Origin of the sequence: Streptomyces sp. NBC_00523 (genome assembly GCF_036346615.1) — a bacterium.
Classification (GTDB): Bacteria; Actinomycetota; Actinomycetes; order Streptomycetales; family Streptomycetaceae; genus Streptomyces.
The window spans coordinates 2,691,339-2,716,095 of the sequence record NZ_CP107836.1 but is presented as its reverse complement, the minus strand read 5'-3'; the positions used below and the strand labels follow the sequence as shown (position 1 = coordinate 2,716,095).

Annotated in this window: 28 protein-coding genes, 1 tRNA gene and 1 riboswitch; of the genes, 19 read left to right on the top strand and 10 right to left on the bottom strand. The window is 70.4% G+C overall.

The genetic code is table 11. The annotated features are described in order from the left end of the window. Window positions 1-54 precede the first annotated feature (54 nt). The 5 genes from OHS17_RS12180 (at window position 55) to OHS17_RS12160 (ending at window position 3,135) form a co-directional block, all read left to right on the top strand. The gene (locus tag OHS17_RS12180) at window positions 55-486 is read left to right on the top strand and encodes a M67 family metallopeptidase (protein WP_330312183.1); all 432 of its coding nucleotides are present in this window, start codon (window positions 55-57) and stop codon (window positions 484-486) included. A gap of 123 nt (window positions 487-609) precedes the next feature. Continuing rightward, window positions 610-735, top strand: a complete 126-nt coding sequence (locus OHS17_RS12175) for a putative leader peptide (protein WP_020207342.1) — start codon at window positions 610-612, stop codon at window positions 733-735. A gap of 126 nt (window positions 736-861) precedes the next feature. After that, complete coding sequence (locus OHS17_RS12170; RefSeq protein WP_018105612.1) at window positions 862-1,140, top strand: MoaD/ThiS family protein; 279 nt, start codon at window positions 862-864, stop codon at window positions 1,138-1,140. Next, window positions 1,140-2,090, top strand: a complete 951-nt coding sequence (locus OHS17_RS12165; protein ID WP_330312182.1) for a PLP-dependent cysteine synthase family protein — start codon at window positions 1,140-1,142, stop codon at window positions 2,088-2,090. The genes OHS17_RS12170 and OHS17_RS12165 overlap by 1 nt, the downstream gene beginning before the upstream one ends. 292 nt (window positions 2,091-2,382) lie before the next feature. Then, window positions 2,383-3,135 (top strand): MBL fold metallo-hydrolase, encoded by a 753-nt coding sequence (locus OHS17_RS12160; RefSeq protein WP_330312181.1) that lies wholly within the window; start codon window positions 2,383-2,385, stop codon window positions 3,133-3,135. A 77-nt stretch (window positions 3,136-3,212) separates the two neighbouring features. Here the strand turns inward: OHS17_RS12160 and OHS17_RS12155 are convergent, their stop codons facing one another. Then, complete coding sequence (locus tag OHS17_RS12155) at window positions 3,213-4,460, bottom strand: PTS transporter subunit EIIC (protein WP_330312180.1); 1,248 nt, start codon at window positions 4,458-4,460, stop codon at window positions 3,213-3,215. A 264-nt stretch (window positions 4,461-4,724) separates the two neighbouring features. Further along, window positions 4,725-5,984 carry a PTS transporter subunit EIIC gene (locus OHS17_RS12150; protein ID WP_330312179.1) on the bottom strand — a complete coding sequence of 420 codons (1,260 nt, stop codon included), beginning with the start codon at window positions 5,982-5,984 and terminating at the stop codon, window positions 4,725-4,727. 223 nt (window positions 5,985-6,207) lie between these two features. Between OHS17_RS12150 and OHS17_RS12145 the strand changes: the two genes are divergently transcribed. From OHS17_RS12145 to rdgB, 4 genes are all read left to right on the top strand, one after another. Continuing rightward, complete coding sequence (locus OHS17_RS12145; protein ID WP_018105617.1) at window positions 6,208-6,441, top strand: glucose PTS transporter subunit EIIB; 234 nt, start codon at window positions 6,208-6,210, stop codon at window positions 6,439-6,441. Between the two features lie 99 nt (window positions 6,442-6,540). Continuing rightward, window positions 6,541-7,278 carry a ribonuclease PH gene (gene rph, locus OHS17_RS12140; RefSeq protein WP_018105618.1) on the top strand — a complete coding sequence of 246 codons (738 nt, stop codon included), beginning with the start codon at window positions 6,541-6,543 and terminating at the stop codon, window positions 7,276-7,278. Between the two features lie 124 nt (window positions 7,279-7,402). Next, entirely contained in the window at window positions 7,403-7,795 is a 393-nt protein-coding gene (locus OHS17_RS12135; RefSeq protein WP_330312178.1) for a hypothetical protein, read from the top strand. Between the two features lie 32 nt (window positions 7,796-7,827). Further along, window positions 7,828-8,430 (top strand): RdgB/HAM1 family non-canonical purine NTP pyrophosphatase, encoded by a 603-nt coding sequence (gene rdgB / locus OHS17_RS12130; RefSeq protein WP_330312177.1) that lies wholly within the window; start codon window positions 7,828-7,830, stop codon window positions 8,428-8,430. 47 nt (window positions 8,431-8,477) lie between these two features. Here the strand turns inward: rdgB and OHS17_RS12125 are convergent. The 5 genes from OHS17_RS12125 to bcp form a co-directional block, all read right to left on the bottom strand. Beyond that, window positions 8,478-8,555, bottom strand: a tRNA-Leu gene (locus OHS17_RS12125). A 15-nt stretch (window positions 8,556-8,570) separates the two neighbouring features. Continuing rightward, a complete protein-coding gene (locus OHS17_RS12120) occupies window positions 8,571-9,059 on the bottom strand; it encodes an HNH endonuclease signature motif containing protein (protein WP_330312176.1) in 489 nt (162 codons plus the stop codon). After that, window positions 9,056-9,223 carry an HNH endonuclease gene (locus OHS17_RS33885; protein WP_443066169.1) on the bottom strand — a complete coding sequence of 56 codons (168 nt, stop codon included), beginning with the start codon at window positions 9,221-9,223 and terminating at the stop codon, window positions 9,056-9,058. Before OHS17_RS33885 ends, OHS17_RS12120 begins: the two co-directional genes overlap by 4 nt. Window positions 9,224-9,826: 603 nt before the next feature. Further along, a complete protein-coding gene (gene proP / locus OHS17_RS12115) occupies window positions 9,827-11,323 on the bottom strand; it encodes a glycine betaine/L-proline transporter ProP (RefSeq protein ID WP_164629427.1) in 1,497 nt (498 codons plus the stop codon). Between the two features lie 174 nt (window positions 11,324-11,497). Continuing rightward, window positions 11,498-11,965, bottom strand: coding sequence for a thioredoxin-dependent thiol peroxidase (bcp, locus tag OHS17_RS12110; protein WP_073863676.1), 468 nt, complete (start codon window positions 11,963-11,965; stop codon window positions 11,498-11,500). A 127-nt stretch (window positions 11,966-12,092) separates the two neighbouring features. Here bcp and OHS17_RS12105 point away from each other — a divergent pair, with 127 nt between their 5' ends. The 3 genes from OHS17_RS12105 to OHS17_RS12095 all read left to right on the top strand — a co-directional run bounded on the left by OHS17_RS12105 (window position 12,093) and on the right by OHS17_RS12095 (window position 13,289). Continuing rightward, window positions 12,093-12,410: a DUF3618 domain-containing protein gene (locus tag OHS17_RS12105; RefSeq protein WP_073863675.1), complete on the top strand. Its 318-nt coding sequence runs from the start codon at window positions 12,093-12,095 to the stop codon at window positions 12,408-12,410. Between the two features lie 43 nt (window positions 12,411-12,453). Continuing rightward, on the top strand, window positions 12,454-12,792 hold the full coding sequence (locus OHS17_RS12100) for a GroES family chaperonin (RefSeq protein ID WP_018105628.1): 339 nt from the start codon (window positions 12,454-12,456) through the stop codon (window positions 12,790-12,792). Window positions 12,793-12,864: 72 nt separating this feature from the next. Then, a riboswitch (guanidine-III (ykkC-III) riboswitch) is annotated at window positions 12,865-12,929 on the top strand. Window positions 12,930-12,968: 39 nt separating this feature from the next. Next, window positions 12,969-13,289, top strand: a complete 321-nt coding sequence (locus OHS17_RS12095; RefSeq protein ID WP_018105629.1) for a DMT family transporter — start codon at window positions 12,969-12,971, stop codon at window positions 13,287-13,289. A gap of 8 nt (window positions 13,290-13,297) precedes the next feature. On the opposite strand, the gene OHS17_RS12090 is transcribed toward OHS17_RS12095, so the two are convergent. Beyond that, window positions 13,298-15,697 (bottom strand): transglycosylase domain-containing protein, encoded by a 2,400-nt coding sequence (locus OHS17_RS12090; protein WP_330312175.1) that lies wholly within the window; start codon window positions 15,695-15,697, stop codon window positions 13,298-13,300. Window positions 15,698-15,869: 172 nt separating this feature from the next. Between OHS17_RS12090 and OHS17_RS12085 the strand changes: the two genes are divergently transcribed. Genes OHS17_RS12085 through OHS17_RS12070 form a run of 4 tightly spaced genes read left to right on the top strand, consistent with a single transcriptional unit; the run spans window position 15,870 to window position 19,264 of the window. Continuing rightward, complete coding sequence (locus OHS17_RS12085; RefSeq protein ID WP_330315233.1) at window positions 15,870-16,670, top strand: ABC transporter permease; 801 nt, start codon at window positions 15,870-15,872, stop codon at window positions 16,668-16,670. Further along, window positions 16,663-17,532: an ABC transporter permease gene (locus OHS17_RS12080; protein ID WP_330312174.1), complete on the top strand. Its 870-nt coding sequence runs from the start codon at window positions 16,663-16,665 to the stop codon at window positions 17,530-17,532. The genes OHS17_RS12085 and OHS17_RS12080 overlap by 8 nt, the downstream gene beginning before the upstream one ends. 19 nt (window positions 17,533-17,551) lie before the next feature. Further along, complete coding sequence (locus OHS17_RS12075; protein ID WP_330312173.1) at window positions 17,552-18,556, top strand: ABC transporter ATP-binding protein; 1,005 nt, start codon at window positions 17,552-17,554, stop codon at window positions 18,554-18,556. Between the two features lie 48 nt (window positions 18,557-18,604). Continuing rightward, a complete protein-coding gene (locus OHS17_RS12070) occupies window positions 18,605-19,264 on the top strand; it encodes a DUF1707 SHOCT-like domain-containing protein (protein ID WP_330315232.1) in 660 nt (219 codons plus the stop codon). 1 nt (window position 19,265) lies between these two features. Here OHS17_RS12070 and OHS17_RS12065 read toward each other — a convergent pair whose 3' ends face one another. Then, window positions 19,266-20,516, bottom strand: a complete 1,251-nt coding sequence (locus OHS17_RS12065) for an SGNH/GDSL hydrolase family protein (RefSeq protein ID WP_330312172.1) — start codon at window positions 20,514-20,516, stop codon at window positions 19,266-19,268. A 163-nt stretch (window positions 20,517-20,679) separates the two neighbouring features. On the opposite strand from OHS17_RS12065, the gene OHS17_RS12060 reads away from it, so the two are divergent. After that, window positions 20,680-22,029 (top strand): DUF445 domain-containing protein, encoded by a 1,350-nt coding sequence (locus tag OHS17_RS12060; protein WP_443066168.1) that lies wholly within the window; start codon window positions 20,680-20,682, stop codon window positions 22,027-22,029. A gap of 77 nt (window positions 22,030-22,106) precedes the next feature. On the opposite strand, the gene OHS17_RS12055 is transcribed toward OHS17_RS12060, so the two are convergent. After that, complete coding sequence (locus tag OHS17_RS12055; protein ID WP_330312170.1) at window positions 22,107-22,439, bottom strand: hypothetical protein; 333 nt, start codon at window positions 22,437-22,439, stop codon at window positions 22,107-22,109. 162 nt (window positions 22,440-22,601) lie between these two features. Between OHS17_RS12055 and OHS17_RS12050 the strand changes: the two genes are divergently transcribed. Continuing rightward, window positions 22,602-24,113, top strand: coding sequence for an MFS transporter (locus tag OHS17_RS12050; RefSeq protein ID WP_330312169.1), 1,512 nt, complete (start codon window positions 22,602-22,604; stop codon window positions 24,111-24,113). After that, a complete protein-coding gene (locus OHS17_RS12045) occupies window positions 24,110-24,664 on the top strand; it encodes a TetR/AcrR family transcriptional regulator (RefSeq protein WP_330312168.1) in 555 nt (184 codons plus the stop codon). Before OHS17_RS12050 ends, OHS17_RS12045 begins: the two co-directional genes overlap by 4 nt. The last annotated feature ends 93 nt before the right edge of the window (window positions 24,665-24,757 follow it).

Genomic DNA, 24,757 nt, shown 5'->3' with positions numbered 1-24,757 from the left:
CCCCCGCGTACCACTCCTCGGTACGCGGGGGCCCGTCGTCCTATCCTGGGCGCCATGCTGACCATCACCCAGACGCTGTACGACCAGATCGTCGCGCACGCCCGTGCCGACCACCCCGACGAGGCGTGCGGCGTCGTCGCCGGACCCGCCGGCAGCGGCCGCCCCGAGCGCTACATCCCCATGCTCAACGCCGCGCGCTCGCCCACGTTCTACGAGTTCGACTCGGCCGACCTGCTCAAGCTGTACCGCGAGATGGACGACCGCGACGAGGAGCCGGTGATCGTCTACCACTCGCACACGGCGACCGAGGCGTACCCCTCGCGCACCGACGTCACGTACGCCAACGAGCCCGGCGCCCACTACGTGCTGGTCTCCACCGCGGACACCGACGAGGCGGGCCCCTTCCAGTTCCGCTCGTACCGGATCGTGGACGGCGAGATCGCCGAGGAGGAGGTCCGGGTCGTGGAGGCGTACCCGGCGGCCTGACCACCCCGGCAGCGGTGCGACAGGGCCGTGCGCGCCGCGGCCCTGTCCACCCATCGAACGCCGATCATCCACCAGGTGAGATCACACTCCGAATCCCCGACCGGGAATCGATACGATGACCGCATGGTTCCCCATGACGTGAGTGACAAGACGCCGGGCTCGCTGCTCGTGGCGCGCCTGCACGTCGACCTGTGCCGCCTCTCCAGCGCGATCTGTACGAACCACCGGTCCGCCGGCCGCACGGCCTGAGCGGACCGCACCCGGGCGCCGCCGGCCGGCCGGGCGCCCACCGCACCACGTACCGACCCCGCGCGGGGGCAGAGCCGCACGCCCCACGCCCACCGCCACCACTCCGCTTCGACAGGAGCCCACGCCATGGCCATCGAGGTCCGCATCCCGACCATCCTCCGCACCTACACCGACGGCGCCAAGGCCGTCGAGGGCCAGGGGGACACCCTCGCCGACCTCTTCACGGACCTGGAGAGCCGCCACACCGGCATCCGGGAGCGGATCGTGGACGGCGACCAGCTGCGCCGCTTCGTCAACGTCTACCTGAACGACGAGGACGTCCGCTTCCTGGACGGCATCTCCACCAAGCTCAGCGACGGCGACAGCATCACCATCCTCCCGGCCGTCGCCGGCGGCATGAACTGATGCGCTTCGACAGCCCGCTCGCCGCGGTGGGCAACACCCCGCTCGTCCGCCTGCCGCGGCTGTCACCCTCGGACGACGTCCGCATCTGGGCCAAGCTGGAGGACCGCAACCCCACCGGCTCGATCAAGGACCGCCCCGCGCTCCACATGGTCGAGCAGGCCGAGAAGGACGGCCGGCTCACCCCCGGCTGCACGATCCTGGAGCCCACCAGCGGCAACACCGGCATCTCGCTCGCGATGGCGGCCAAGCTCAAGGGCTACCGCATCGTGTGCGTGATGCCGGAGAACACCTCCCAGGAGCGGCGCGACCTGCTCGCCATGTGGGGCGCCGAGATCATCTCCTCCCCGGCCGCGGGCGGCTCCAACACCGCGGTCCGCGTCGCCAAGGAGCTCTCGGCCGAGCACCCGGACTGGGTCATGCTCTACCAGTACGGCAACCCGGACAACGCGGGCGCGCACTACGCGACGACCGGTCCGGAGATCCTCGCCGACCTCCCGTCGGTCACCCACTTCGTGGCGGGGCTCGGCACGACGGGGACCCTGATGGGCGTCGGCCGCTACCTGCGGGAGCACGTCGAGGGCATCAAGATCGTCGCCGCCGAGCCGCGCTACGACGACCTCGTCTACGGGCTGCGCAACCTGGACGAGGGCTTCGTCCCCGAGCTGTACGACGCGTCGGTCCTGACCACGCGCTTCTCCGTCGGCTCCGCCGACGCGGTGACGCGCACCCGCGAACTCCTCCAGCAGGAGGGGATCTTCGCCGGCGTCTCCACGGGGGCGGCGTTGCACGCCGCGATCGGGGTGGGCAACAAGGCGGTGAAGGCCGGGGAGACCGCGGACATCGTGTTCGTCGTGGCCGACGGGGGCTGGAAGTACCTGTCCACGGGCGTCTACACCGCACCGACCACGGAGGCGGCGATCGAGACGCTGCACGGCCAGCTCTGGGCGTAACCCGTTTCCGGGGGCTCCGCCCCCGCACCCCCGCTGCTCAATCGCCGCAGGGGCTTGATTTTGCCCCCGTCGCCGCACATCCGCGGCAACGGGGGCTTTGTCATTCGCGCCGCACCATCCAGCGGCGCCGCAGGCGCCCCCGCCACCCGAACCGGTGACAGCGCAGGTGAGTTCCCCCACAACGAGCCACCCCGAAGGAGCGACCCGCTCTTTCGCGCCTTACGCTCAACGAACCGCACCGCGAGAACCGCACGAACCCTCCCCGTTCCCACGTCTCGGAGGTTCACGCTCCATGAAGCTCACCGTCGTCGGCTGCTCCGGCTCGTTCCCCTCCGCGGGATCGGCATGCTCGAGCTACCTCGTAGAGGCCGACGGCTTCAGGCTGCTCCTCGACATGGGCAACGGCGCCCTCGGCGAGCTGCAGCGCCACGTCGGTCTCTACGACCTCGACGCCATCTTCCTCAGCCATCTGCACGCGGACCACTGCATCGACATGTGCGCGTACTTCGTCGTCCGGTACTACCCGCACGGCGGCGAGCGTCCCGCCCGCATCCCGGTCTACGGACCCGAGGGCACCGAGCAGCGGCTCACCACCGCGCACGCGGACACCCCGTCCGACCACGCGATGAGCGAGGTCTTCGACTTCCACACGCTGAAGCCGGGCTGGTTCGAGATCGGCCCCTTCTCGGTGCGTACGGAGAAGCTCCGGCACCCCGTGGACACGTACGGCATCCGCATCGAGCACGGCGGCTCCTCGCTCACGTACTCCGGTGACACCGGCACCTGCGAGGCCCTGGACGAGCTGGCCGAGGGCACGGACCTCTTCCTCTGCGAGGCGTCCTTCGTGCACGGCAAGGAGGACATCCCGGACCTCCACCTCAACGGCCGCGAGGCCGGCGAGCTGGCCGCCCGGGCGGGCGTCGGCCGCCTGGTGCTCACGCACATCCCGCCGTGGACCGACGCCGAACGCAACCTCGCCGACGCCCGCGAGGTCTTCACCGGCCCGACGGAGCTCGCTGCGCCGGGGGCGGTGTACCCGCTCTGAGCGGTGCGCCCGTACGCGTACGACGAAGCCCTCACCTTCCGCCGGGAAGGTGAGGGCTTCGAGCTGTCGGGCCGGACCTACTTGGTCAGGTCCTCGACCTCCTCCTCGGGCTCGCGGCCCGGGGTGGTGAGGTTGAACTTGACGATGGCGAAGCGGAAGACCACGTAGTAGATCACCGCGAAGACCAGACCGATCGGGATGATCAGCCACGGCTTGGTCGCCAGGTTCCAGTTCAGCGCGTAGTCGATGAAGCCGGCCGAGAAGGTGAACCCGGCGTGGACGCCCAGCGCCCAGGTGACGGCCATCGAGATCGCGGTGAGGACCGCGTGGATCGCGTACAGCAGCGGCGCGATGAACATGAACGAGAACTCGATCGGCTCGGTCACACCGGTGACGAACGAGGTCAGGGCCAGGGAGACCATCATGCCCATGACGGCCTTGCGGCGCTCGGGGCGGGCGGAGTGCGCGATGGCGATGGCGGCGGCCGGGAGACCGAACATCATGATGGGGAAGAAGCCCGACATGAACTGACCGGCGGTCGGGTCGTGGGCGAAGAAGCGGTTCAGGTCGCCGTGCACGACCGCGCCAGTGGCGTCCGTGAAGTCGCCGATCTGGAACCACGAGACCGTGTTGACGAACTGGTGCATGCCGACGGGGATCAGCGCGCGGTTGATCAGACCGAAGAGGCCGGCACCGAAGGAGCCGAGACCGGTCATCCACTCGCCGAAGTTGGATATGCCGTCACCGATCGGCTCCCAGACGAGGCCGAAGAAGACACCGAAGACCACGCCGACGAAGGCCATGATGATCGGGACGAGACGGCGGCCGTTGAAGAAGCCGAGCCAGTCCACCAGCTTGGTGCGGTGGAACTTCTGCCACAGGATCGCGGAGACGAGACCCATCAGGATGCCGCCGAGGACACCCGGGTTGTTGTAGGTGGCCGCCGTGTCCGCGCCCTTCTGGATCACCGCTTCGGTGACCGGGAAGGCCTTGAGCACGTTGCTGTACACCAGGAAGCCGACCAGCGCCGCGAGGGCGGTCGAGCCGTCCGACTTCTTGGCGAAGCCGATGGCGACACCGATGCAGAAGAGCATCGGAAGGTTGTCGAAGACCGCGCCGCCGGCCGTGGCGAACACGGACGCGACCTTGTGCCAGCCCAGCCCGTCGTCACCGAAGACGTCCGGCTGGCCGAGGCGGAGCAGGATGCCGGCGGCCGGCAGCACCGCGATCGGCAGCTGCAGGCTGCGACCCACCTTCTGCAGGCCCTGGAACAGGCCGGAGCCCCGCTTCTTCGCGGGGGCCGCCGTAGCGGTGGCCGTACTCATCAACTTCCTCCAGTAAGCAAGGCGCCGCCGGGGACAGGGGGTTTTGGGTGGGCGACGACTCGAGAAACGTGAGGCGCGCGGCTTCACGTGGTCTGGACCACTGAGTGGTGTAGACCAGTTGTAGCACGGTGAGGGATAGATAAGGAACCTGCAATTTGCGACTACTTCGCAGCAGCTCTCGCATACGCACCGTGACATGCGAAAAGCCCCCGGACCGCATGGTCCGGGGGCCGCGCTCACAAGGTCAGTGACCTTGCATAAAGGCTACTTCGTGAGGTTCCTCTCGATGTCCTCCTCCACGTCCTCGGGCTCACGCCCAGGCGTCGGAAGGTTGAACTTCGTGATCGCGAACCGGAAGATCACGTAGTAGACGACCGCGAAGCAGGCGCCGATGGGCAGGATCAGCCATGGCTTCGTATCCAGATGCCAGTTGACGACGTAGTCGATCAGTCCGGCCGAGAAGCTGAACCCCGCGTGCACCCCCAGCGCCCAGGTGACGCCCATCGACACGCCGGTCAGGATCGCGTGCACCCCGTACAGCAGCGGTGCGACGAAGAGGAACGAGAACTCCAGCGGCTCCGTCACGCCCGTCACGAACGACGTCAGCGCGACCGAGAGCATCAGCCCGGCCACCTCCTTGCGCCGCTCCGGCCGCGCGGTGTGCGCGATGGCCAGGGCCGCCGCCGGCAGTCCGAACATCATGATCGGGAAGAAGCCCGAGGTGAACTGCCCGGCCGACGGGTCCCCGGCGAAGAACCGGGAGATGTCGCCCTGGACCGTGCCGCCGTCGCTCCCCGTGTACTCGCCCGCCTGGAACCAGAAGAACGTGTTCAGGAACTGGTGCATGCCGATCGGGATCAGCAACCGGTTGGCGAAACCGAAGATCGCCGCGCCCCAGGCACCCAGATCGATCAGCTGCTTGGCGAACCAGGTCAGCGCGTCGCCCACCGGCTGCCACAGCAGCCCGAACAGCACCCCAAGGATCACGCAGAGAAACGCCATCAGGATCGGGACGAGCCGGCGGCCGTTGAAGAAGCCGAGCCAGTCGACCAGCTTCGTCCGGTGGTAGCGCTGCCAGACCACGGCCGTCAGCAGTCCGATGATGATCCCGCCCAGCACCCCCGGGTTCTGCGGCACCCCGTCCGGGACGTCCTTGGTCACCGAACCGTCCACCGGGAACGCCGTCAGCACCCCGCGGTAGACCAGGAAACCGGCGACCGCGGCGAGCGCGGTCGAGCCGTCCGCCTTCTTCGCGAAGCCGATCGCGACGCCGATGCAGAACAGCAGCGGCAGACCCAGCTCGCCGTCGAGGATCGCGGTACCGCCGTTGAGCAGGACCTTCGCGAACTTGTCCCAGAAACGTCCGTGCAGGGAGGAGTCGAAGAGGTTGCCGAGGCTGACCAGCAGGCCCGCCGCGGGCAGGACGGCCACCGGCAGCTGCAGGCTGCGGCCGACCTTCTGCAGGCCCTGGACCGGCCCGTTCCACCATTTCCGCTGCGGTAGCGCGGCCGCGTTCGAACTCATCGGCATCCTCCCGGAACACGCCTGGTTTGGCGGTCGTCGCATACTGGTGTAGACCAGTCGCGATACGGTGCGGAGCCCGGCCCGGAAGGCGGGGCGCCGGTGATCGTCATCATTGGGGACCGTGTGGTTGCCCGCCCGAGAAGTTGGGCCAACCGTGCGTTACCGTGACGAAACGGACCCAGGGTGGGCCGTCGCATGCACATAAGGAACCAGGGAGAAGGCCATGGCCAGCAAGGCTGAGAAGATCGTCGCCGGGCTCGGCGGAATCGAGAACATCGAAGAGGTCGAGGGCTGCATCACGCGCCTCCGCACCGAGGTCGTCGACCCGAGCAAGGTGGACGAAGCCGCGCTCAAGGCCGCCGGCGCGCACGGCGTCGTCAAGATGGGCACCGCGATCCAGGTCGTCATCGGCACCGACGCGGACCCGATCGCGGCCGACATCGAAGACATGATGTGACGACCGCCTGAACCCGCGCCCGCAGGCCCCGCTCACCCCGGACGGGGCCTGCGGCGTACCCGGAAACCCGGGCCCCCGTCACCCGATAGGCTCGGCGCCATGTCTCGTATCGACGGCCGCACCGCCGACCAGCTCCGTCCCGTCACCATCGAACGCGGATGGAGCAAGCACGCCGAGGGTTCCGTGCTCATCTCCTTCGGCGACACCAAAGTCTTCTGCACCGCCTCCGTCACCGAAGGCGTACCCCGCTGGCGCAAGGGCAGCGGCGAGGGCTGGGTCACGGCCGAGTACTCGATGCTGCCCCGGTCCACCAACACCCGCGGCGACCGCGAGTCCGTACGCGGCAAGATCGGCGGCCGGACCCACGAGATCAGCCGTCTCATCGGCCGCTCCCTGCGCGCCGTCATCGACTACAAGGCGCTCGGCGAGAACACGATCGTCCTGGACTGCGACGTCCTCCAGGCCGACGGCGGCACCCGCACCGCCGCCATCACCGGCGCCTACGTCGCCCTCGCCGACGCCGTCGCCTGGGCCCAGGGCAAGAAGATCATCAAGCACGGCCGCAAGCCGCTGACCGGCACCGTCGCCGCCATCAGCGTCGGCATCGTGGACGGCACCCCGCTCCTCGACCTCTGCTACGAGGAGGACGTCCGGGCCGAGACCGACATGAACGTCGTCTGCACCGGCGACGGCCGCTTCGTGGAGGTCCAGGGCACCGCCGAGGCCGAACCCTTCGACCGTACGGAGCTCAACGCGCTGCTCGACCTCGCCACCGCCGGCTGCGTCGACCTCGCCAAGCTCCAGAACGAGGCACTGGCCACCACGCTCGGCGCCTGAGAAGGCGAAGCCGAGAAGGTAAAGAGGCAACCAAGTCCCGCCCAGCGGCGTCGATACGCATACGGGCGCACGGGTCGAACCGTGCGCCCGTCCGCGTATCCGCATCCCGGGGAGGGACCACACCATGGCCGCGCGCCACCGGCTCCACCGCACCGCACTGGCCGTCACCGCCGTACTGATCACCGCCACCGCGGCGGCGGGCTGCGGCGCCCTCGACAAGACGCTCGACTGCGTCCGCACCGCCGACGCCATCGCCACCAGCGTCGACAACCTCCGCCAGGCCGTGTCCAACGCCTCCAGCGACCCCACCCAGGCATCCGAGGCCCTGGACCAGATCCAGGAGGAGCTGGGCAACCTCGGCGACAAGACGGACGACGCCGACCTCTCCAAGGCCGTGGACGAACTCCGCTCCGGCGTCACCAACGTCCGCGACGCCATCGACAAGGGCGACGCCACCCCGGACATCTCCCCGGTCACCGACGCCGCCGGCGAGATCGCCAAGGTCTGCACGCCGTGAGCCGGTGGGGCGGGTCCGGCGATACTGGACGCATGACCCGCCTCATCCTCGCCACCCGCAACGCCGGGAAGATCACCGAACTCCACGCGATCCTCGCCGACGCGGGCCTCACGCATGAGCTCGTCGGCGCCGACGCGTATCCGGAGGTCCCCGACGTCAAGGAGACCGGCGTCACCTTCGCGGAGAACGCCCTGCTCAAGGCCCACGCCCTCGCGCAGGCCACCGGCCACCCCGCGATCGCCGACGACTCCGGCCTCTGCGTGGACGTCCTCGGCGGCGCCCCCGGCATCTTCTCGGCCCGCTGGGCCGGCACCCACGGCAACGACCGCGCCAACCTGGACCTGCTCCTGGCCCAGCTCGGTGACATCTCCGACCCCCACCGCGGCGCCCACTTCGCCTGCGCGGCGGCCCTCGCCCTCCCGGACGGCACGGAACGCGTGGTCGAGGGCCGCCTCACGGGCACCCTCCGCCACACCCCGGCCGGCGCCTACGGCTTCGGCTACGACCCGATCCTCCAGCCCGACGACGAGACCCGCACCTGCGCGGAACTGACCCCGGCGGAAAAGAACGCGATCAGCCACCGGGGGAAGGCGTTCCGGGCGCTGGTACCGGTGGTACGGGAGCTGGTGGGGTGAGCAGAGGTGCCCGGCCCCGCGAACGGGGCCGGGCACCTCTGCTGTCGTGGTACGCCCGGTCGGATTCGAACCGACACAAACACGACCACCTAAAGATCGCCGCTCACCAGTTGGCGTACGGGCGCATACCGAAATCGAGCTTACCGCCTCGCATGGGGGGTTCGGGTGCGGTTGGAAAAAGTGACTGTCTGGCTGTGGCAGGACGGGCAGAGGTATCGAAGGTTCTCCAGGCGGTTGTCCAACCGGTCACCGTTGATGTGGTCGATCTCCAGGACGAGCCGTAGGCCCTGCCACACCGTGCCGAGGCCGCACAGGTGACAGGTCTGAGGAATGCGCACCTCGTCGAGCACTCGCCGTAGGAGCACCGTCTTCGTGCGCGACGAACCCACTGGGAGCCTCTGAAGAATCTCGTCCACTGTTTTGCGGGTGGGTGAGGTGCGACCGGAATTGTGCCCCTGTCCTGTGAAGTGGGCTGTCGACAGGCCGTAGACCGCGATGCTCTGCTTGGCCTTCGCTCGTGCCGTGCCGTTGTAGGGGTGCTTCCCGAGCGCGCGCATCACGGCGGCCATGCTGTGAGACGTTGCGACGGCCTGCGTGAATTCGTCCCGCGGAAAGAGGCGTTTGGTCATGACGGGGACGGCCGCTTGCGACCGCGGTAAGTATCCGTAATGGCGTGGCAGTTGGGACACAGCAGGCGTAGGTTGGCGGGCCGATTGTCCCACCAGTCCCCGTTTCGGTGGTCCACCTCGAGCCGAAGTGGCAAGTTGTTCCAGACGGTGCCCGTGCCACACATCGCACATCGCTCTTCAACACCCATGCGGATGAGTTCTCGGCGGAGTCGTTCCCCGGGCGTTCGTCCGTCCAGTGGGGTCCGCAGAACCAACAGATTTCCAGGTCGTCCCTTCGGGCGGCGAGGCGGCGGTGAGAAGTGTGCCGTGTCGATGTTCAGTGCACGGATCCTGCGGCTGATGTGAGTGTGATTGCCCCCGACCGGGCTGATGCCAAGACGCCGGAGTACCTCTTGGAGGGTGGTGGACTGGCTGACCACCTCGCGAAGCCGGGCCTCACTGTGATGGATCCGGCCTCTCGCGAAGTGCGAGATGTCGATGCCCCACTCCTCCATCTTCCCCCGCAGATAGCTCCGGCTGCCCGGTGTAGGCGTCCCACCGCACCACCGCACAGCATCACTGGCGTTCGTCGTCATGCGCGCCGCCTCTTCAAGCAGCTCGCGCGTGTACCGAACCCCCACGTTCCCCTCCGCATCCGGCCGCTCGTTCGCGGCCTCGTACGGAGTAACGAACCGACTATCGGAGTTTCACGTCCGATATCCGACAAGATGCGGAACGGCCCGTACCGCTCGGGGGGAGCGGTACGGGCCGTGGCCGGTGGGGGTGGGTCAGAACTTCGGGTCCGGGGTCTGGGCGTGGACCAGTTCTTCCGCTTCCGCCGTCGTCTCCACCGACGGCGGGGACCCCGCCAGCGGCTTGTTCGCGGTTTCCTTCATGCAGGCCACCGCGATCACGCCCACCAGGGCCGCCGCCATCGCGTAGTACGCGGGCATCAGGTTCGTGCCGGAGACGCTGATCAGGGCCGTGATCACCAGCGGAGTCGTACCGCCGAAGATCGACGCCGAGAGGTTGTAGCCCACCGAGAGCGAGCCGTAGCGGACGTTCGTCGGGAACAGGGCCGGGAGCGCCGCCGACATCGTGCCGAGCATGCAGACCAGGGAGAGGCCCAGCATCGCCATGCCGATGATGATCGCGGGGATGCTGCCCTGGCGGATCAGGAGGAAGGCCGGCAGCGACAGGATCAGGAAGCCGAGCATGCCGGTCATCAGGAGCGGCTTGCGGCCGAAGCGGTCGGAAAGCTTGCCGACCTGGCTGATGATCAGCATCAGGAACACCATCACGCCGAGCAGGATCAGCAGGCCGTGCGTCTCGCTGTAGCCGAGCTCGTCGGAGAGGTACGTCGGCATGTACGACAGCAGCATGTAGTCGGTGATGTTGTACGCGCCGACCAGGCAGATGCAGAGGATCAGCGTCGGCCAGTAGTCGCGGAAGATCTTCGCGAGGTCGCCCTTGGCTGTCGTCTCGACGCTGTCCGCCGCCTCCGTGGCGTGCGCCGTGCCGCCCTCCAGCTTCTGGAAGGCCGGGGTCTCGTCCAGGCGCAGTCGCAGGTAGAGGCCGACCAGGCCGAGCGGGCCCGCGACCAGGAACGGTACGCGCCAGCCCCAGGCCTCCATCTGGGCGTCGTTGAGGAGCGCGTACAGCAGCGTCACCAGGCCCGCGGCGCCCACGTAGCCGGCGAGCGTGCCGAACTCCAGGAAGCTGCCGAAGAAGCCGCGCCGCTTGTCGGGGGCGTACTCCGCGATGAAGGTCGAGGCACCGCCGTACTCACCGCCCGTCGAGAAGCCCTGGAGCATGCGGAAGAAGATCAGCAGGACCGCGGCCCAGACGCCGATCGTGGCGTGGGAGGGGATCAGGCCGATCGCGAAGGTGCCCGTCGCCATCAGGATCATCGTGAGGGCGAGGACCTTCTTGCGGCCGATCTTGTCGCCCATCGGCCCGAAGAACATGCCGCCCAGGGGGCGCACGAGGAAGGCGACCGCGAAGGTGGCGAACGAGGAGAGGAGCTGGGTCGTGTCGTTCCCGGACGGGAAGAACACATGGCCCAGGGTCGCGGCGAGGTAGGAGTAGATGCCGAAGTCGAACCACTCCATCGCGTTGCCGAGCGAGGCGGCCTTCACCGCGCGCTTGACCGCCTGGTCGTCCGTGACCGTGATGTCGGTACGCCGCAGCTTGGGGTTCTGCCGCTTCCGGATCGCACGGAACAGCGCGGGGTGACGTTTGACCGCTTCCGGGTCGGCCACCTGGTGGGGGTCGGAGGCCGCCATGGCCGGTTCCTTTCCTCGGCAACTGTTACAGGAAAGGCTTCTGCGCGGACATGGCGGCCGCAAACCGGTTCAGCGAAGGATTGGGATGTCCATCACATAATTTCGGCCATTCGGCGCAGAGGATGGCCCGATTCGGTCCGTTCCGTGCGGCTTGCGGACCGCCCTCGCCGCGCCTCAGATCTTGAGGTCCTTGATGATCTTGGCGACGTGGCCGGTGGCCTTCACGTTGTAGAAGGCGTGGGCGACCTTGCCCTCCTCGTCCACGACGACCGTGGACCGGATGACGCCCGTCACCGTTTTGCCGTAGAGCTTCTTCTCGCCGTACGCGCCGTACGCCTCAAGGGTCTCCTTGGCCGGATCGCCCACCAGTGTGACCTTGAGGTTCTCCTTCTCGCGGAACTTCGCGAGCTTTTCCGGCTTGTCCGGGGAGACCCCGATGACGTCGTAGCCGGCCTCGGCGAGCAGGTCGAGGTTGTCCGTGAAGTCGCAGGCCTGCTTGGTGCAGCCGGGGGTAAGAGCGGCGGGGTAGAAGTAGACGATGACCTTGCGGCCCTTGTGGTCCGCGAGCGAGACGTCGTTGCCGTCCGCGTCGGGCAGGGTGAAGGCGGGGGCGGTGTCGCCGGGGGTGAGGCGCTCGCTCATGGTTCTCCTCGTTGGTACGTGGGGTCTAAGGGACCGAGCGTAATGGGGGTGCCGTCGGGTGCGGATGCGGCGGAACTGACAGACTGTCGATGAAGGTTTACCGGACGAGGACCACGGAGGCGGCGCGGTGTCGGATGCCAGGACCCCTGCGCAGATCGAGGCGGACATCATCAGCAGGCGCGAGCAGCTTGCGGTGGTACTCGATGAGATCGGGGTGCGGGTGCACCCGAAGACGATCATCGGTGACGCGAAGGCGAAGGTCGCCGGGACCGTGGACCGGACGGCCGGCCGGGCCTACGTGGCGGTGAACCGGGCGGTGTCGGACGTGAAGGCCCAGTTCGTGTCGGAGACGGGCAGCCCCCGGCTGGAGCGCGTGATCCCGGCGGCGCTGCTCGCGGTGGGCGTGGTCGGCCTGGTCGTCGCGTCCTCGCGCCGCAAGCGCTGACCCCTCGTAGGCGGGCGGCCCGCCGCCCGGTAGGTTGCGGGGCGTGAGCGAGAACACCGACGACAAGCTGCCCATCCGGATGCTGCACGACCGAGTGCTGGTCCGGTCCGAGTCGCCCGAGGGCGAGCGGCGCTCCGGCGGCGGGATCCTGATTCCCGCGACGGCCGCGGTCGGCCGCCGGCTGGCGTGGGCCGTGGTGGTGGCGGTGGGGCAGAACGTGCGGACGGTCGAGCCGGGTGACCGGGTGCTGTTCGACCCGGAGGACCGGGCGGAGGTCGAGGTGCGGGGTGTGGCGTACGTGCTGATGCGCGAGCGCGACCTGCACGCGGTGGCCGCGGACCGGTTCGAGGGCTCGGAGGATTCGACCGGGCTGTATCTGTAGACCGGCGGTATCTGTAGATCTGTGGCGTGGGCAAAGGGCCCGGTGACCGTTGTCACCGGGCCCTTTGCCTTTCCTTTGCTACGGTGGAGACACCCCGACGAGACGCGCCGTACCGGGTTCCGCAAAGACGACGCACCCGTGTTGTTCGCGTGTTCTGTCTCGTCGGAGGTGCTGTCGTGGCGTGGGTTCTGCTGGTCGTCGCCGGTCTGCTGGAAGTGGCCTGGTCGATCGGGATGAAGTACACCGAGGGGTTCACCCGGCTGTGGCCGAGTGTGTTCACGGGCCTGGGGATCGTGGCGAGCATGATGCTGCTGTCGCACGCGGCCAGGACCCTGCCGATCGGTACGGCGTACGGGGTGTGGGTCGGGATCGGCGCGGCGGGTGCCGCGGTCCTGGGCATGGTGGTGCTGCACGAGCCGGTGACGGCGGCCCGGATCTTCTTCGTGTGCCTGCTGCTGGTGGCGGTCGTGGGGCTGAAGGCGACCTCGGGGCACTGAGCCCGGATTCAGGGCCGGGTGCTGGGTGCCCGGGTGCCGCGGGGTCCCTGGAAGAAGCCCTCGTCACCGCCGCCGTCGCCGCCCCCGTCCCCGCCGTCGCCCCCGGTGTCCCCGCCGTCCCCGCCGCCCGTGTCCGTCCCGCCGTCCGTGGTGCCGCCCGCGCCGGCGCCTCCGGCCGGGTTGTCCGTGGTGCCGGGGGTGGTGCGCGGGGCGGAGGGGGTCCGGGACGGGGTGGTGGGCGGGGTGCGCCGGGGGGTGGCCGAGGGGGTGCGGCGGCCGGTGTCGCCGGGGGCGGTGTCCTCGGCGGTGGGCAGTGCGGTGTCGCCGGTGTCCTCCTCCACGTCGAGGTCGAAGTCCTTGGCGGGGGTGCCCTTCAGGGCGGCCCCGGTGTACTGGGCCCAGGTCTCGGCGGGGGCGCCGCCGCCGTTGATGCGAGGGAGTCCGAGCGCGCCGTAGAGGGACTTCTGGGCGCCGGTGGACGGGTCCTGGCCCATGACGGCGATGACGGTGGCGAGGTCGGGGGTGTAGCCGGCGAACCAGGCGGCCCGGTCCTCCTCGGCGGTGCCGGTCTTTCCGGCGGCGGGCCGCCCCGCGCCCCGGGCGGCGGTTCCGGTGCCGCCCTCCACGACGCTCTGGAGGATCGACGTGGTGGTGTCGGCGGCCTCGCGGCTGACGGCCCGCTTCACCGTACGGCCGGGCAGGGTGACGTTCTCGCCGTCCTTGGTGACCTTGCTGACCAGGACGTGGGCGCCGTGCCTGCCGTGGGCGGCGAGGGTCGCGTACGCCTCGGTCATGTCGAGGACGCTGGCGGTGGCGACGCCGAGGGCGATGGAGGGGGTGGGGGTGAGGTCGGCGGTGTCCTTGGGGATGCCGAGGGAGACGGCGGTCTGCCGGACCTTCTCGGGGCCGACGTCCTCGGCCATCTGGGCGTAGACGGCGTTGACGGACTTGTCGGTGGCGGTGGACACGGTGATGGGCCCGTAGCTGCGGTCGTCCTCGTTGGCGGGGTCGTAGCCGGTCGGTCCGTTCGGGCCCTCGACCATGCGCTTGTTGGTGCCGTCGTAGATGGTGCTGGGGGTGATGCGGCGGCCGTCCTGGGTGGTGGAGTCGTTCGCGACGGCCGAGGTGAAGACGAACGGTTTGAAGGTGGAGCCGACCTGGTAGTCGCGGCGGGTCGCGTTGTTGACGTACTGCCGGGTGTAGTCGACGCCGCCGTACATGGCGACGACATGGCCGGTGGCGGGGTCGATGGAGGCGCCGCCGACGCGGACGTTGCGGTCGGCCGCGCGGTCCTTGTCGGTCTTGGCCATGACCTTGTCCTCGACGGCCTCGACGAGGGCGTCCTGCCTTTTCCGCTGGAGCGTGGTGGTGATGCGGTAGCCGCGGGTGGCGAGGGTCTTCTCGTCCAGGATGTCGTTGACGACCAGGTAGTCCTCGACGGCCTTGACGATGTAGCCGCGCTGTCCGGAGAGGCTGTTGGCGGGCTTGACCGGGCCGGGAACGGGGAAGGTCATCGCGGCGCGCTCGGCGGGGCCGAGCCACTTCTCCTTGACCATGCCGTCCAGTACGTAGTTCCAGCGGGCGACGGCGGCGGGCTTGTTCTCCGGGTAGGCGACGACGTCGTAGGCGCTGGGGGCGTTGAGCAGCGAGGCGAGGTACGCGCCCTGGGCGGTGGTGACGTCGCCGATGTCCTTGCCGTAGTACGCCTGGGATGCGGCCTGGATGCCGTAGGCGTTGCGGCCGAAGTAGCTGGTGTTGAGGTAGCCCTCCAGGATCTGGTCCTTGGACTGTTCCCGGTTGAGCTTGATCGAGATGAAGAATTCCTTGATCTTGCGGACGACGGTCTGTTCCTGGCCCAGGTAGTAGTTCTTGACGTACTGCTGGGTGATGGTCGAACCGCCCTGCTTGCCCTTGCCGGTGAGGGTGTTCCAGCCGGCCCGGAACATCGCCTTGACGTCCACGGCGCGTTCGGAGTAGAAGTCGCGGTCCTCGGCGGCGAGGACGGCGTGCTGGACGGTGCGCGGGACCTGGGCCAGCTTGATGTTCTCGCGGTTGACGTCGCCGTCGCGGGCGATGACCGTGCCGTCGGCGTACAGGTAGACGTTGGACTGGGCGGTGGCGGTGGCGTTGGCGGCGGGGATGTCGACCAGCTGGTATCCGGCGACGAAGCCGCCGACCAGGATCAGGGCGATGAGGAGTACGCCGCCGAGGACCATGCGCCAGGTGGGGATCAGCCGCCGCCAGCCGGTGCGCTTGGGGCGCTTGGCCTTGCCGGACTTCTTCTTCCCGGTGGTGGTGTCGGGGGCCTCGGGGGCCGGTCCGGGGGCGGCGGCGTCGGCAGGCAGGTCCCTGGGGGCCCAGCCCGGGGGGTCGGTGTCCCCGTTCTGCTGCTGTGGCTCGTCGCTCATGTCGGTGCAGACTCCTCGGCCGCGGTCAGTTCCCCCATAGTGCCCTTTTCTGGCGCATATCCCTTGGATCGACGGCCGAAAAGCGCTCGCGGCGGCTGTCCCGGCTGGACTAGGCTCCTGCGCTTTGGTGTCCACGCACGGTGCGGCACCCGTTGACGGGGAGGCGGTTGCTGTGCGGGTCTACGCGGTGGCGGCGGCGGGCGGTTTCCGCCGGTACGCCACCTATCGGATCGAGACGGCGGCGGGGGTGTTCACCAACACCGTCTTCGGCTTCATCCTCGCCTACACGTACATGGCGTTGTGGGACGAGCGGCCGCGCCTCGGCGGTTACGACATGCCGCAGGCGCTCACCTTCGTCTGGCTGGGCCAGGCGCTGCTGATGACCTGCGTGATGATGGGCGGCGGTTTCGAGGACGAGCTGATCGAGCGCATCCGCACGGGCGACATCGCGGTGGACCTGTACCGCCCGGTCGACCTCCAGCTGTGGTGGCTGGCGCAGGACTTGGGGCGCGCGGCCTTCCATCTGCTGGGGCGCGGCATCGTGCCGATGGCGCTCGGCGGGCTGGCGTTCGACCTGGCGCTGCCGGGGTCGGCGGGGCCGTGGCTGGCGTTCCTCGTCTCGGTGGCGCTGGGTGTGGTGGTGAGCTTCGGGATCCGCTATCTGGTGGCGCTGTCCGCTTTCTGGCTGATGGACGGGGCGGGCGCGGCGCAGATCGCCTTTCTGGCGGGGCTGTTCTTCTCGGGGATGCTGCTGCCTCTGAGCCTGTTCCCGGGGCTGCTGGGCGAGGTGGCGCGGCTGATGCCGTGGTCGGCGCTGCTCCAGGTGCCGGCGGATGTGTTCCTGGGCAAGCACACGGGCTGGGGTCTGGTGCGGGTGTACGTGTTCCAGGCGTCGTGGGCCGCGGTGTTGCTGCTGGTGGGGCGGATGGTGCAGGGCGTGGCGACGCGGAGGGTGGTGGTCCAGGGTGGCTGAGGTGGTGGAGGCGGCCGTACCGGAGGCGCCGGAGGCGGTGTTCGCCCCGCGGTCGCGGCTGGTCGAGGGGGTGCGGGCGTACGGGCTGATCGTGTCGATGTGGCTGCGGTCCACGATGGCGTACCGGGCGTCGTTCCTGATGACGGCGGTCGGCAACTTCACGGCGACGGCGTTCGACTTCGTGACGATCATGCTGATGTTCGCGCACGTCGACGCGCTGGGCGGCTACGCGCTCCCGGAGATCGCACTGCTGTACGGGGCTTCGGGGACGGCGTTCGGTCTGGCGGACCTGCTGATGGGGTCGATGGACCGGCTGGGCCGCCGGGTGCGGGACGGCACGCTGGACACGTTGCTGGTGCGGCCGGTCCCGGTCCTCGCGCAGGTGGCGGCCGACCGCTTCGCGCTGCGCAGGCTGGGGCGGATCACTCAGGGGCTGCTGGTCCTCGGCTACGGGCTGGTGGCGGCGGACATCGAGTGGACCTTGGCGAAGGTGGTGGTGCTGCCGCTGATGCTGCTGAGCGGGTCGGTGATCTTCGGGGCGGTGTTCGTGGCGGGCGGGGCGTTCCAGTTCATCGCGCAGGACGCCTCGCAGGTGCAGAACTCGTTCACGTACGGGGGCAACACGCTGCTCCAGTACCCGCCGACGATCTTCGCGAAGGACCTGGTGCGCGGGGTGACCTTCGTGGTGCCGCTGGCCTTCGTGAACTGGCTGCCGGCGCTGTACGTACTGGGCCGGGAGCTGCCGTTGGGGCTGCCGGACCCGGTGGCGTTCCTGCCGCCGGTGGTGGCCGCCGTCTGCGCGACCGGGGCGGGTCTGGTGTGGCGGGCGGGGCTGCGGGCGTACCGGAGTACGGGAAGTTGACGGACGGAGAGGGAGCGGCATGAGCAGGGACACGGGCAGCGGGACGGCCTTCATCGAGCTGGACCGGCTGGAGAAGGTCTTCGACGTCCGCCGCAGGACGGGGTTCCTGCGCGGCGAGCGGCGCCAGGTGCGGGCGGTCGACGGGATCAGCTTCCGGGTGGAGCGCGGCGAGATGGTCGGCTACATCGGGCCGAACGGGGCCGGGAAGTCGACCACGATCAAGATGCTGACGGGCATCCTCACGCCGAGCGGCGGCTCCCTGCGCGTCGCGGGCATCGACCCCTCGCGGGAGCGGACGCGGCTGGCGCACCGGATCGGGGTGGTCTTCGGCCAGCGCACGACGCTCTGGTGGGACCTGCCGCTGCGCGACTCGTACCGGCTGATGCACCGCATGTACCGGGTGCCGGACGCGCGCTTCCGGGCCAACCTGGAGCGGTGCGTCGAACTTCTGGATCTGGGTGAGCTGTTGGACGTACCGGTGCGTCAGCTGTCGCTGGGGCAGCGGATGCGCGGGGACATCGCGGCGGCGCTGCTGCACGACCCGGAGGTGCTGTATCTGGACGAGCCGACGATCGGCCTCGATGTGGTGTCCAAGGCCAAGGTGCGGCAGTTCCTGCGGGACCTGAACGCGGAGCGCGGGACGACGGTGCTGCTGACGACCCATGACCTCACGGACATCGAGCAGTTGTGCAGCCGGGTGATGGTGATCGACCACGGCCGGCTGATGTACGACGGTGCGCTGGCCGGGCTGCACGAGGTGGGGGAGAGCGAGCGCACGCTGGTGGTCGACCTGGAGCGCGAACTCCCCCCGATCCGGCTGGAGTCGGAGCCCTCGGTGCGGACGGTGAAGGTGGAGGGCCCGCGCCAGTGGCTGGCCTTCCCGGCGTCCGCTTCGGCGGCTCCGCTGGTGGCGCGGATCGCCGCGGAGTACCCGTTGGCGGACCTTTCGGTGCGGGAGCCGGACATCGAGGCGGTGATCGCGAAGATGTACGCGCGCGAGCGGCCAGGGGAGCCGGTGACGTGAGGGCGGCCGTTCAATAGGCTGCGCGGTATGACGAGCGAACTCCCCGAGATGCGGGCCTCCGACGCCGAGCGTGAACGTGTTGCCGAGATCCTGCGCGAGGCGGTCGCCGAAGGGCGTCTGGAGATGGAGGAGTTCGAGCAGCGCCTCGACAGCGCCTACAAGGCGCGGACGCACGGGGAGCTGGAGCCACTCGTCCGCGATCTGCCGGCCGTCGGCTCCGCCTCGTCGGCGCCTGCCGTCGTGCGGCCCCGGTCGGGCTCGGCGGCCCGCTGGTCGGAGCGGATCGGGCGGCCGGCGACATCGACCGGGGGCTTCGCGTTCTACGGCGGTTTCCGCCGCCGGGGCAACTGGACGGTCGGCAAGGTGTTCACCGCGTTCGCGATGTGGGGCGGCGGCACCATCGACCTGCGCGAGGCGAACTTCGAGGCCCGCGAGACCGTGATCCGCTGCTTCACGATCATGGGCGGTATCCATGTGACGGTCCCGCCGGATCTGAACGTGGACGTCCGGGGCATCGGCATCATGGGGGGCTTCGGGGAGCACGTCAAGGACGAGTCGGCCCCCGCACCGGACGCGCCCCGGGTCCGGATCACCGGATTCGCGCTCATGGGCGGCGTCGGGGTGGAGCACAAGCGCGGCAAGGCGGAGAAGCAGCGGCTGCGGGAGGCGGAGCGCGGGCGCCTGGAGAAGGGCGAAGACAGGCCCTAGCTCAGAGCGCGTCGACCTTCGGCTCGTCCCCGGTCAGGGTGTCCACGTCCAGCAGTGACGCCAGGCGGGCGTATCCGGCGTCGTTGAGGTGCAGGTGGTCGCCGGAGTCGTACGGGGCGCGCAGCTGCTGAGGGTGGGCCGGGTCGCGCAGGGACCGGTCGAAGTCGAGGACCTCGTCGAAGACCCCGCCCGCCCGGATCTCCGCGTTGACCTGCTGCCGCACCCGGTCCCCGCCGGCTGTCCAGACCGCCGAGCCCCGGTACGGCATGAGGGTCGCGCCGATGACCTTCAGGCCCCGGGCGTGGGCCCGCTCGGCGAGGGCGCGCAGGGCGCCGGTGATCCGCGCGGGGTCGGTCTCCCTGGGGAGCGCCTGGATGTCGTTGATGCCGAGCGCGATGACGACGGTCTTCGCGCCGGAGACGCCGAGGACGTCGCGCTCGAAGCGGTCGAGGGCGCGCGGGCCGATGCCGTCGCGCAGGAGGCGGTTGCCGCCGATGCCCTCGTTGACCACCGCGTAGCGGCCGTGCAGCCGGTCGGCGAGGGCGTCCGGCCAGCGGGTGTTGGCGTCGGTGGTGGAGCCGGAGCCGGCGGTGAGCGAGTCGCCGAACGCGACCAGGGTCCCGGTCGCCCGCGCGTCGCCGCCCCGCACGTCGACGGCGGTGAGGTAGCGCCACTGGGTGGTGGACCAGGTGCCGCCCTCGCCCTCGGTGTACGAGGTCTGGTGGCTGTTGGGGTGCGTGGTGACCGGCCCGTCGGCGGTCGGGGTGCGCAGGGTGACGACGAGGTCGGCGTCCGCGTCGACCGGGACGGCGACGGCGTCACTGACGGTCTGCCCGCCGGCGGCGACCGTGACGGACGAGGCTCCCCGGAACGTCACGGGGCGGGTGTTCACGGTGACGCGGTCGATGAGCAGGGGCTGCGTACCGAACAGGTTGGACAGCGTCACACGGGCCTCGGTGCCGCCGATGCTGGTGTGCACGACGTTGCGGATGACGCGGCTGCTCTGGTCCTCCGCCTGCGCCGGGTCGGCCACGCCCGCGACGGGCGACGCCGCCCAGGTGGCGAGCCAGTGCCCGGAGGAGTGCGCCGGGGCGGCCGGGCTGTGGGCCACGCCCTGCGGGGCCGTAGCGGCGGCGGCCGTCGCCCTGTCCCCGTTGAACAGCAGGGAACCGGCGAACGCCACGGCTGCGGCGAGCGCGGCGGTACCCGCCACGAGGGCTATGAGCAGGGCGTAACCCTGGCGCCTGGGCATGGGCGGTGTGTCTCCTTGCGGAAAAGTGGACAAGCGGGGGAGTGGACCGGTTCCCATGATGCGGCAGGGCGCGGGGAACTCGACGTGCGGCCCGGGAGTAGGTCAGGTAGGCACAATGCGTAGCGGACGTCTGGGGCTGTGCGTACGCGGACGGGTGGAGCGGATGGAACGGATCGACGGGACCGGGCGGACCGAGCGGGGCACACTGCCTCCGGGGCCCGGTGGGAGGGCGAGACCCGGGGGGCTCGCCTCGTTCGCGTACACCGCGGCGGACGAGGAGAAGCGTCGTGGCGTACGCCGTATGAAGACCACGGCCACCGGCCTCCTTCTGCTGGTCGCGCTGGTGTACGTCCTCGCCACCTGGGCGAAGAACGAGGGGGTGAGCGGCTGGCCGGGCTTCGTCGCGGCGGCCGCCGAGGCGGGCATGGTGGGTGCGCTGGCCGACTGGTTCGCGGTCACCGCACTCTTCAAGCGTCCGCTCGGTCTGCCGATTCCGCACACCGCCATCATTCCCACCAAGAAGGACCAGCTCGGGGCATCCCTCGGTTCCTTCGTCGGCGAGAACTTTCTCTCCGGGGACGTCGTACGTGACCGGATTCACTCGCTGGGCATCGGCAGCCGGGTCGGCGCGTGGCTCGCGGAGCCGGCCCACGCGGACCGGGTCACGGCCGAACTGGCGACCGCGCTGCGCGGGGCGCTCACCGTCCTGCGGGACTCCGACGTCCAGGCCGTCGTCGGCGAGGCGATCACCCGGCGGGCCAACACGGCGGAGATCGGCCCGAGCCTCGGCAAGATGCTGGCGAAGGTCGTCGCGGACGGCGGCCACCGCAAGCTGGTCGACCTGGTCTGCGCCCGGGCCCACGACTGGCTCGTGCTGCACGGCGACTCGGTGATGGACGCGGTGCAGGGCGGGGCGCCGGGCTGGACGCCCCGGTTCGTGGACAAGCGGGTCGGGGAGCGGGTCTACAAGGAGCTGCTGCGCTTCGTCACCGAGATGCGGGACATGCCCGGGCACCCGGCGCGCGGCTCCATCGACACCTTCCTCGCGGACTTCGGGGCCGACCTCCAGACCGACTCGGAGACCCGGGACCGGGTGGAGCGCCTGAAGTCGGAGATCCTGGGGCGCGGCGAGGTCCAGGACGTCATCGCCTCGGCCTGGGCGTCGGTGCGCGCGATGGTGATCGCGGCGGCGGAGGACGAGCAGAGCGAGCTGCGGCTGCGCGCCCGGGCCTCCCTGATGTCGCTGGGCGCCCGGCTGGCCACGGACGAACGGCTCCGGGGGAAGCTGGAGGGCTGGCTGGAGGACGCGGCGGCGTACGTCGTGACGACGTACCGGACGGAGATCACGTCACTGATCAGCGACACGGTGGCCGGCTGGGACGCGGACCAGACCTCGCGGAAGATCGAGGCCCACATCGGGCGTGACCTGCAGTTCATCCGCATCAACGGCACGGTGGTGGGAGCGCTGGCGGGCCTGGCGATCTACACGGTGTCGTGGGCGCTGTGGGGGTAGGGAGCGGGGCCGCGGTGAGGCGGGCGGCCGTCCCGGGCCCGCCCCGCCCCGTCGGCGCGCCCGGCGGGCGCCCCCGGTCAGGACGCCCGGCGGGTGACCGCCCAGGACGCGGCGGCGACCGTGCCCGCCACGGTGAAGACGGCGGGCCAGGCGCCGACCTTCTTGGCCAGCGGGTGCGAGCCCGCGAACGCGGCCACGTACGCGGTGGTCAGCGCGACGGCCGCGCGCGGGCCCGCCTGCCGGTTCCACTCGTACGCGGCGACGCCGCCCGCCGCTGCGAGCGCGACCCCGCCCAGCGGACGCTTGCGGGTCCACCGCGCGACGGCGTAACCGCCGACCAGTCCGCCCGCCGCCACCGCCGCTGCCGGCACCTCCGCCATCGCGGTCACCTCCGCCTTCGTGCTCGTCATGGATGTGCGCCCGGCGCACGCGTACGCGCCCCGCGCCCAGCGCCGGACCGGCGCCCGGTCCGAGGCTAACGCGCGCTTCCGTCCACCCGTCGCCGAGGGGGTGCACAGGCGTTTACCCTGGGGGGTGAACATCCGTGCACCCCGAGCCGGCAACGGAGAACCATGCCCGCGGACATACCCGCCCCCGCCGCCCCCTCGACCCCCGCGGCCCAGGCCCCGCACCCGCGCTTCGCAGTGGGCGTGCTGGCCTTCTGCGGGGTCGTCGTCGCGGTCATGCAGACGATCGTCGTGCCCCTGCTCCCGCACATCCCCGAGCTGACCGGCGCCACCCCGGCCGCCGCGAGCTGGCTGGTGACCGTCACGCTGCTGACCGGCGCGGTGTTCACACCGGTGCTCGGCCGGGTCGGCGACATGTACGGGAAGCGGCGGGTGCTCGTCGCCTCCCTCGCGGTGCTCGTGGTGGGCTCGGTGCTCTGCGGGGCGAGCTCCCACATCGGCGTGCTGATCACCGGCCGCGCGCTCCAGGGCGCCGCGATCGCCGTCGTACCGCTGGGCATCAGCATCCTGCGCGACGAACTGCCGCCCGAGCGCGTGCTGTCCGCCGTCGCGCTGATGAGCTCGACGCTCGGCATCGGCGCCGCGGTGGGCCTGCCGATCGCCGCGCTGGTGGTGGAGAACTTCGACTGGCACACGATGTTCTGGGTCTCCGGCGTCATCGGCCTCATCGACATCGTGCTCGTCCTCCTCTTCGTACCGGAGTCCCCGCTGCGCAGCCGCGGCCGCTTCGACGCGCTCGGCGCCCTCGGTCTGTCCGGCGCGCTGGTCTGCCTGCTGCTCGCGGTGACGCAGGGCGGCGACTGGGGCTGGACCTCCGGCCGGACGGTCGGCCTGCTCGTGGCGGCCGTCGTGGTGGCGCTGATCTGGGGGGCGTACGAGCTCCGCGTCGCGACGCCCATGGTCGACCTGCGGGTCTCCGCCCGCCCGGCGGTCCTGCTCACCAACATCGCGGCGCTGCTCATCGGCTTCGCCTTCTACGCGAACTCCCTGGTCACCGCGCAGATGGTGCAGGAGCCCAAGGCGACCGGTTACGGGCTCGGCGCCTCGCTCGTCGTCAGCGGTCTGTGCCTGCTGCCGGGCGGGGTCGCCATGGTGGCGCTGTCCCCGGTCTCCGCCCGGATCTCCGCCAAGCACGGCCCGAAGGTCAGCCTGGCGCTTGCGGCGGGGATCATCGCCGCCGGTTACGGGGTGCGGTACTTCACCAGCCACAGCCTGTGGCTCATCATCGCGGGCGCCACGGTCGTCGCCTCCGGTACGGCCATCGCGTACTCGGCGCTCCCGGCCCTCGTGATGCGCGGGGTGCCGGTCAGCGAGACCGGGGCGGCGAACGGGCTGAACACCCTGATGCGGTCGATCGGCCAGGCGTTCTGCAGCGCGACGGTGGCCGCGGTCCTGGCGAACCTCACCTTCCAGGCGGGGGGCCGGACCGCGCCGACCCTCCACGCGTACCAGCTGGTCTTCGTCATCGCGGCGGGCGCGGCGCTGCTCGCCCTGCTGGTCACGCTCATGATCCCGGGCCGCGGGCCCGCCGGGGCGGGTACGGTCGGGGAGAGCCGCAAGGCGCCGGGCACCCTGACGGGGGGTGCGCGGCCGGCGGGGATCCAGGAGGGCGCATGACCGGCGGCCAGGCCATCGCCGCGACGGGCCGCGACGCGATCCTGCGCGCCGCCCGGCGGGCGTTCACGCAGCGGCCGTACGCGGAGGTGACGATCCGGGGGATCGCGTCGGACGCGGGGGTCAGCGCGTCCCTGGTGGTCAAGCACTTCGGCCGCAAGGAGGAGCTGTTCAACACGGTGGCCGACTTCGGACCGGCCGCCGCCGAACTCTTCGACGCGCCGCTCGACGTCCTGGGCCGCCACATGGTGGTCACCCTGGTCACCCAGCGCCGGGCGCTCCAGTCCGACCCGCTGCTGCGCGTCGTCTTCTCCCTGGGCAACCAGGACGAACGCTCCCTGCTCCGCGACCGCTTCCACGAACAGGTCACCGCCGCGCTGACCGCCCGCCTCCCCGGCCCGGACGCCGCCCTCCGCGCGGAGCTCCTGGCCGGCCACCTGCTGGGCCTGGGCGCGACCTTGAGCCTCCACCGGGAGGGAGCGGGGGCGTCTGCGACGCCGGAGCACATCGCGGACCTGTACGCGCCGGCGCTGCAGCGGCTGATCACGGGCTGAGGCGATGCGGGGGCGCTGCTGCCCCCGTACCCCCGCTCCTCAACCGCCGGAGGGGCTTACAGGTAGCCTCGCCGTTTCGGGAAGGGGCGGGTA